Source organism: Rathayibacter festucae DSM 15932 (genome assembly GCF_004011135.1).
Taxonomy (GTDB): Bacteria; Actinomycetota; Actinomycetes; order Actinomycetales; family Microbacteriaceae; genus Rathayibacter; species Rathayibacter festucae.
On the sequence record NZ_CP028137.1, the window covers coordinates 4,352,951 to 4,359,758 of the forward strand.

Sequence of the window (6,808 nt, forward strand, 5' to 3'; positions counted from 1 at the left end):
GCCGCGTCCAGCGCCTCGCGAGCCTGCGACTGCAGCCGCCACGCGCCGCCGCCGCGGCGCCCGCTCGTGAGCCACCGGGGTCGTCGTCCGGCTGGAGCCGGAGCCGGCAGCGCTCGCCTCGCTGCTCACCGCCGACCTTCCACCGCACGCCCGGCTCCTCGTCGCCCGCGACGGCGCGACGCAGCAGCCGATCGGCGTGCTGGCGCTGACGCCCGGCCCGACGACTTCGCCGAGCTGCTCGCCCTCGAAGTGGCCCCGGAGTCGCGGCGGAGCGGAGTCGCCCGCCGGCTCGTCGCCGCCGCGCTCTCCTACGCGAGCGTGCAGCGCATCCGCACGCTCCGCTTCCGCGTGCCGGTCGAGGCGGAGGCGGCCCTCGCCGCCGCCCGCGCGCTCGGCTTCACCGAGATCGACGGCTTCGGCGCACACGTGGGCGACGACTCGGGCGTCTGCTTCGCGCGCTCGGTGCGATGACCGACGCCGTCTCACCCCGCGACCTGGTCGCCTCCGCCCTGCGCCGCGAGCGCGGGCGCCTCGGCCTGAGCATCTCCGAGATCGCCCGCCGCGCCGGGATCGCGAAGTCGACGCTCTCGCAGCTCGAGGCCGGCGAGGGCAACCCGAGCCTCGAGACGCTCTGGGCGCTCGGCGGCGCGCTCGGGGTGCCGTTCTCGCATCTGGTCGAGCCGCCGCGGCGGTCCGTCCAGCTGATCCGCGCCGGGGAGGGCCGCGCATCGCCTCGGCGACCGCCGACTACGCCGCCACCCTGCTCAGCGTCTGCCCGCCGGAGCCCGCCGCGACGTCTACCGCCTCACCGCCGAGCCCGGAGCCGCACGGAACTCGGAGCCGCACGCCCGCGGCACCGTCGAGCACCTGATCCTGTCCACCGGACGCGCCCTGGCCGGTCCGGCCGACGCCCGGTCGAGCTCGCGCCCGGCGACTGCCTGTCCTACCCGGGCGACGAGCCGCACGTCTTCGACGCCCTCGAGCCGGGGACGAGCGCCGTGCTCGTCTCGGAGCAGGTCTGAGAAGGCGCTGGCCCTCAGTCGAAGGCGCCGGCGCTCAGTCGAAGGCGCAGGCCGTCTCGTCGGACAGCGCGCGGCTGATCCGCTCGCGGTGATCGGCGCTCATCGGCGGCAGCGCGTCCGGCGCGAACCAGCCGACCTCGCTCGACTCGTCGTCGGCGACGTGCGCCTCGCCCGAGAGGTAGCGGGCGCGCAGCACGTGGGTCGAGGTACTGCGCCGGTCGCCGTTCGGGTACTCCATCGGCGGCAGGGTGTGCAGCCAGACGACGCGCTCGACCTCGATCTCGACGCCCGCCTCCTCCAGCGCCTCGCGGCGGGCAGTGCCGGTGACCGTCTCGCCCGGGTCGATCACGCCGGTGACCGCGGTCCAGGCGCCGGTGTCCGCGCGGCGGACCAGGAGGACCTGGCGGACCGGCCTCCTCGCGGACGATCACCGCCGTGACACCGGTCAGCCAGAGCAGCTCGGTGCCCACCCGCTCGCGCAGGCGGAGGATGAAGTCGGGGTCGCCACGTCGTCCGGCTCCCGAGCCCTAGCCGGCGAGCGCGCCGGCGTCGAACGGCTCGGGACGGAAGTCGAAGGCGACCACCCCGGCCGTGTCGAGCAGCGGCCCGACGAGGCCCTTGAAGGCGTCGTGCGCCGGATCGAACAGGCCGGGGCCGTCGACCGCCGGGCGGCCGATGTAGTAGTTCAGGTCGCCCTCGGACGCGAAGGTCAGCAGGAACGCGCGGTCGAAGCCCTCGCCCGCGCCCTCGGTGCTGAGCTGCGGGCCGTTCTCGATCGAGACGATGTACGGGCGGCCGTCGCGGAGGCACTCCTCGCCGAGCGCGAGGAAGGACGCGATCACGCCGTCCACCTCGGCGACGAGCGCCGTCGGCCTGAAGCGGAACAGGACGATGTGCCGGATGGTGCCCGGGCGGTAGTCCGCGGCGACGAAGCGCTCGGGGCCGACCTCGGCGATCGCGCGGGCGGCGCGGTCGGGCCGCTCGTCCAGCGGGAGCCGATCGTCTCGGGGCCGCGGCGACGACCTCCGCTGCCGTGGTCTCCACTGCCGGGGTGCTGAATCCTGTGTCGCTCATGCCGACGCCTCTCCGGCGCGGGCGGCACGCCGCCGCTCACGATACCCCTCGACCAGGTTGTAGACGACCGGCAGCACGACCAGGGTGAGCACGGTCGAGGACACCAGGCCGCCGATCACGACGATCGCCAGCGGCTGCGAGATGAAGCCGCCGTGGCCGGTGATGCCGAGCGCCATCGGCAGCAGCGCGAAGATCGTCGCGAGCGCCGTCATCAGGATCGGGCGCAGCCGCCGCTCGGTGCCGTGCAGCAGCGCCTCGCGCACGGGCATCCCCCGCTCGCGGTACTGGTTCACCAGGTCGATCAGCACGATCGCGTTGGTGACCACGATGCCGATCAGCATCAGCACGCCGATCAGCGAGGGCACGCCGAGCGGCACGCCGGTGAGCACCTGCAGCAGGATCGCGCCGGTCGCCGCGAACGGCACCGACACCAGCAGCAGCAGCGGCTGCAGGAGCGAGCGGAACGTGGCGACCATCACGACGTAGACGATCAGGATCGCCACCAGCAGCGCGATCCCGAGCTGCGAGAACGCGTCGCTCTGATCGGCCGTGACGCCGCCGAGCGAGGCGGAGACGCCGGCCGGCAGCTCGGTGTCGTCGATCGCGCTCTGCACCGCGACGTTCGCCGAGGCGAGGTCGTCGCCCTCCGGGGTCACAGTGATCGTGGCGGTGCGCTGCCCGCGCTCGGTGGTGATGCTCGCGGGCCCGTCGGTCCGCTCGACGACGGCGAGCGAGGAGAGCGGCACCGTCCCGGTGCGCGTCGGGATCTCGAGGGCCGACAGCTCGTCGAGGGTGGCCGGCGGCTGCGCGTCGGCGAGGTAGACGGAGAGGGTGCGGTCGTCGATCACGACACTGCCCGTCTGCGTCGGCTGCAGCGCCTGGCTGACGAGCGTGCCGACCGCGACCTCGGTGAGCCGGCGTCGGCGGCCGCCGCGCGGTCGACCCGCACGGCGATGTAGGGCAGCGAGGAGGAGAGGTTGCTCTCGGCCTGGCTGATGCCGTCGGTGCCGCGCAGCGCCGTGAGCAGCGCGTCGTTCGCGCTCTGCAGGTCGCTCTGCGAGGCGGTGGAGAGGTCGACCTCGATGTTCGAGGAGGCGCCGAAGCCGGAAGACGCGGCGACGCTGATGTCGTCGGCCGAGGCGACCGAGCCGAGCGCCGTGCGGACGTCGGCCTGCACGGTCTCCTGGTCGGCCGACTCGTCGGTGGTGACGGAGTAGCGGATCGAGGTGCCGCCGCCTCCGCCGCCGAACGCGCTCTGCAGCCCGCCGCCCGCCGAGCCGATCGAGAGCTGCACGGTCTGCACGCCGCCGACCTCGAGGATCGCCGCACTGGCCTGCTGCGCGGTCGCGTCCTGCGCGTCCAGGCTCTGCCCGTCGGGCACGGTCTGGGTGACGGTGAAGGTGTTCTGCCCGCTCGCACCGAGGAAGTTGGTCTTCATCAGCGGGTAGAGCGCGCCGGTGCCGACGAGCACGAGCAGCGCGAGCAGGACGGTCGCGACCGAGTGCTGGAGGGTCCAGGCGATCACGGGGCCGTAGACCCGCTGCAGGCCGGCCGCGCGGCGGGAGTGGCGCGGGCGCTGTGGCGGGCGTGCTCGGGCTCGGCCTCGGGAGCCGGGACCACGGTCTCGCCGGCTGCGCCGCGCTCCTCGGCGAGCGCCGCCTGCGCCGCCTCGCGGACACCGGGGCGCTTGGAGGGCCGGAGGAACCAGTACGCCAGCACCGGCACGATCGTCAGCGCGACGAGCAGCGAGGCGAGCAGCGCGATCGACACCGTCAGCGCGAACGGCCGGAACAGCTCGCCGGTCGTGCCGCCGACGAACGAGATCGGCAGGAACACCGCGACGGTGGTGATCGTCGAGGCGGTGATCGCGCCCGCGACCTCGCGCACCGCGACCGCGATGGTCGCCGCGCGCTCCTCCCCCGCGTCGAGGTGCCGCTTGATGTTCTCGATCACGACGATGGAGTCGTCGACCACCCGGCCGATCGCGATCGTCAGCGCGCCCAGGGTGAGGATGTTCAGCGTGTAACCCGCGGTCTGCAGGCCGATGAAGGTGATCAGCACCGAGGTCGGGATCGAGATCGCCGTGACCAGCGTCGAGCGCACCGAGAGCAGGAACAGCAGGATCACGAGCACCGCGAAGACGAGGCCGAGCGCCCCCCTCCTGCGCGAGCGACTCGATCGAGTCCTGGATGTAGGGGGCCTGGTCGAAGACCGAGGTGAAGGTCGCGTTCTCGCCGAGCGACGCCTCGAGATCCGGCAGCAGCGCCGTGACGCCGGTGGAGACCTCGACCGTGTTCGCCGCGGGGAGCTTGGTGATCGAGAGGGTCAGCGCCGGCTGGCCGTTCACCCGCGAGATCGAGGTGATCGGGGCGTCGGTGACGGCCACGGTGGCGACGGAGCCGAGGGTGGGGGCCGGCGTGGGCGCGAGGGCACCGCCGACCTGGATGCCGGCGGCCGCAGAGGCTCCGGCGGACCGGATCAGCGGCAGCGCCGCGATCGCGTCGGTCGAGTCGAGCTTGACGCCGGACTGCACCGAGAAGGTGCTGCCGTCCTGGGTGATCTCGCCGCCGGCGACCAGCACGCCGTTCTGCTGCAGCGCGGTGCGGATGTCGGCGGTCGAGAGGCCGGCGGCGTTGAGCGCTGCGTCGTCCGGGGTGATCGTGACGCGCTGCGCGCTCTCGCCGACCAGGGCGACCTCGCGGACGCCGTCCACCTTCTCCAGGTCCGGGATGACGCTCGTGCGCAGGCGGTCGGCGAGCGCCTTCGCGTCACCGTCGCTCGAGACGGCGAGCTGCAGCACCGGCAGGTCGTCGAACGAGCCGGTCACCACCTGCGGGTCGACGCCGTCCGGGAGCGTGCTCTTGATCCGGTTGATCGCCTGCAGGATCTTCTGCTCGGCGGTCGCCAGGTCGGTGCCGTAGGCGAAGGAGGCGGAGATCAGCGACGAGTTCGTGGACGAGGTCGCGCTGGTCGTCTCGAGCCCGGGAACGCCCTGGATGGCGGTCTCGATCGGCGTCGAGACGTCGTCGTTGACCACCTCCGGAGCGGCGCCCGGGTAGCTCGAGATCACCGCCAGCTGCGGGAAGGAGATCGACGGCGCGAGCTCCTGCTTCAGCCCGGTGAGGGCGACGCCGCCGAAGACGGCGATGACGACGGTGACGAGCGCGATGAGCGCCCGGTTCTTCATGCTGAGGACCGCGAGGAGATGCACGCCGTGAGTCTTCCATCAGCTGGCTGAGTATTCGTCCCCCTCCGGGAGGACCTGGAGGATCAGACGACGTCGGCGAGGTAGCCGGTGTCGGCCGCCGGGTGGCGCGCGACCTGGCTCCAGGCGACGGCGAGCGCGTCCACGGCCCGGTCGGTGATCTCCGGCGAGTAGCCGATCGGGATGCGCAGGAAGCGCTCGAAGGCGCCGTCGATCCCGAAGCGCGGGCCGGCCGTGATCAGCAGACCCGAGGTGCGGGCGGCGAGAGCGAGCTGCGAGCTGGCCGGGCGGCCGAGGCCGACCCAGGTGGAGAGGCCGCCGGAGACCCGCGGCACACTCCACTCCGGGATCGCGCGGGCGAGCGCCGCCTCGAGGTGGTCGCGGCCGGCGCGCAGCTGCTCGCGGCGCAGCTCCAGCACGCCGTCCATCCGGCCGAGCATGTCGGCGACCAGGAGCTGCTCGACGATCGGGCTGCCGAGGTCGCCGGCCGAGCGCGCGGCGACGAGCTTGCGGACGACGCTCCGCTCGGCGCGGATCCAGCCGATCCGGATGCCGCCCCAGAGCGTCTTGCCGACCGAGCCGATCGAGATCACCGTGCCCTCGGGCCCGTAGGAGGCGAAGGGCAGCGGCGACATCCGCCGGTCGATGTCGAGCTCGGCGGTGGTCTCGTCGGCGATGATCAGCGTGCCCTGGCGGCCGCGGCGGCGATGGCCCGCTCGCGCAGGTCGACGGCCATCGAGCGGCCGGTCGGGTTGTGGAAGTCGGGCATCAGGTAGGCGAGCGTCGGGCTGGTGCCGCGGATCGCCGCGATCAGGCCCTCGCCGTCCCAGCCGTCGGCGCCGTCCACGTTGACCGGCACCAGCCGGGCGCCGGCGAGCCGGAGCGCCTCGTAGGCGTGCGGGTAGGTCGGCGCCTCGATCAGGGCGCGGTCGCCGCGGGAGCAGGGTGCGCGCGACGAGCGCGATCGCGTGCTGCGCGCCGATCGTCACCATGATCTGGCCGGGCTCGGTGCGCAGGCCGCGGCGGGTGTAGCGCTCGGCGATCGCGCGGCGCAGCAGCGGCAGGCCGACGGTGTCGTAGGAGCCGTCCTCGAAGTACTCCGGCGCGAGGCGCGCGGCGCGGGCGTAGGCCTCGGCGAGCTCGGGCACGGCGGGCAGCGCCGCCTTGGTGAAGTCGACGAAGTCGGGCGCGAGGGTCGGCACGGCGTGCACCGCGGCGCCGGGCAGGCGGGTCGCGCTGCCGGAGCCGCGGACGCTGACGAGGTAGCCGCTGTCGCGCAGCTCGCGGTAGGCAGCGGCCACGGTGGTGCGGCTCACGCCGAGCCGCGCCGACAGCTCGCGCTCGGCGGGGAGCCGGCTGTCCGTCGGGATGCGGCCGTCGATGCTGAGCAGGCGGATGCGGTCGGCGAGGGCGAGGTACGCGGGGCGGGTGCCGCGCTGCTCGCGCCAGTCGCCGAGGAGGGTCTGCAGGGCGCGCACGCCGAAGTGGACATCAGCCATGCGTCCAA

General features: G+C 73.8%; 5 protein-coding genes and 1 pseudogene. 2 read left to right on the forward strand and 4 right to left on the reverse strand.

Going from position 1 to position 6,808, the window contains the following annotated elements:
* The first annotated feature begins 66 nt into the window (after window positions 1–66).
* Window positions 67–471: a GNAT family N-acetyltransferase gene (locus tag C1I64_RS20850; RefSeq protein WP_341867843.1), complete on the forward strand. Its 405-nt coding sequence runs from the start codon at window positions 67–69 to the stop codon at window positions 469–471.
* Complete coding sequence (locus C1I64_RS19885) at window positions 468–1,022, forward strand: helix-turn-helix domain-containing protein (RefSeq protein WP_341867844.1); 555 nt, start codon at window positions 468–470, stop codon at window positions 1,020–1,022. The genes C1I64_RS20850 and C1I64_RS19885 overlap by 4 nt, the downstream gene beginning before the upstream one ends.
* Before the next feature lie 34 nt (window positions 1,023–1,056).
* On the opposite strand, the gene C1I64_RS19890 is transcribed toward C1I64_RS19885, so the two are convergent.
* The 4 genes and pseudogenes from C1I64_RS19890 to C1I64_RS20905 all read right to left on the reverse strand — a co-directional run.
* Window positions 1,057–1,371: an NUDIX domain-containing protein gene (locus tag C1I64_RS19890; protein ID WP_244209550.1), complete on the reverse strand. Its 315-nt coding sequence runs from the start codon at window positions 1,369–1,371 to the stop codon at window positions 1,057–1,059.
* A 178-nt stretch (window positions 1,372–1,549) separates the two neighbouring features.
* The gene (locus C1I64_RS19895; protein WP_244209551.1) at window positions 1,550–1,864 is read right to left on the reverse strand and encodes a Dabb family protein; all 315 of its coding nucleotides are present in this window, start codon (window positions 1,862–1,864) and stop codon (window positions 1,550–1,552) included.
* A gap of 228 nt (window positions 1,865–2,092) precedes the next feature.
* Window positions 2,093–5,307, reverse strand: a pseudogene (locus C1I64_RS19900) (efflux RND transporter permease subunit).
* A 59-nt stretch (window positions 5,308–5,366) separates the two neighbouring features.
* Window positions 5,367–6,808: aminotransferase-like domain-containing protein (locus C1I64_RS20905; protein WP_425272928.1), on the reverse strand; the 1,442-nt coding region annotated here is incomplete at its 5' end.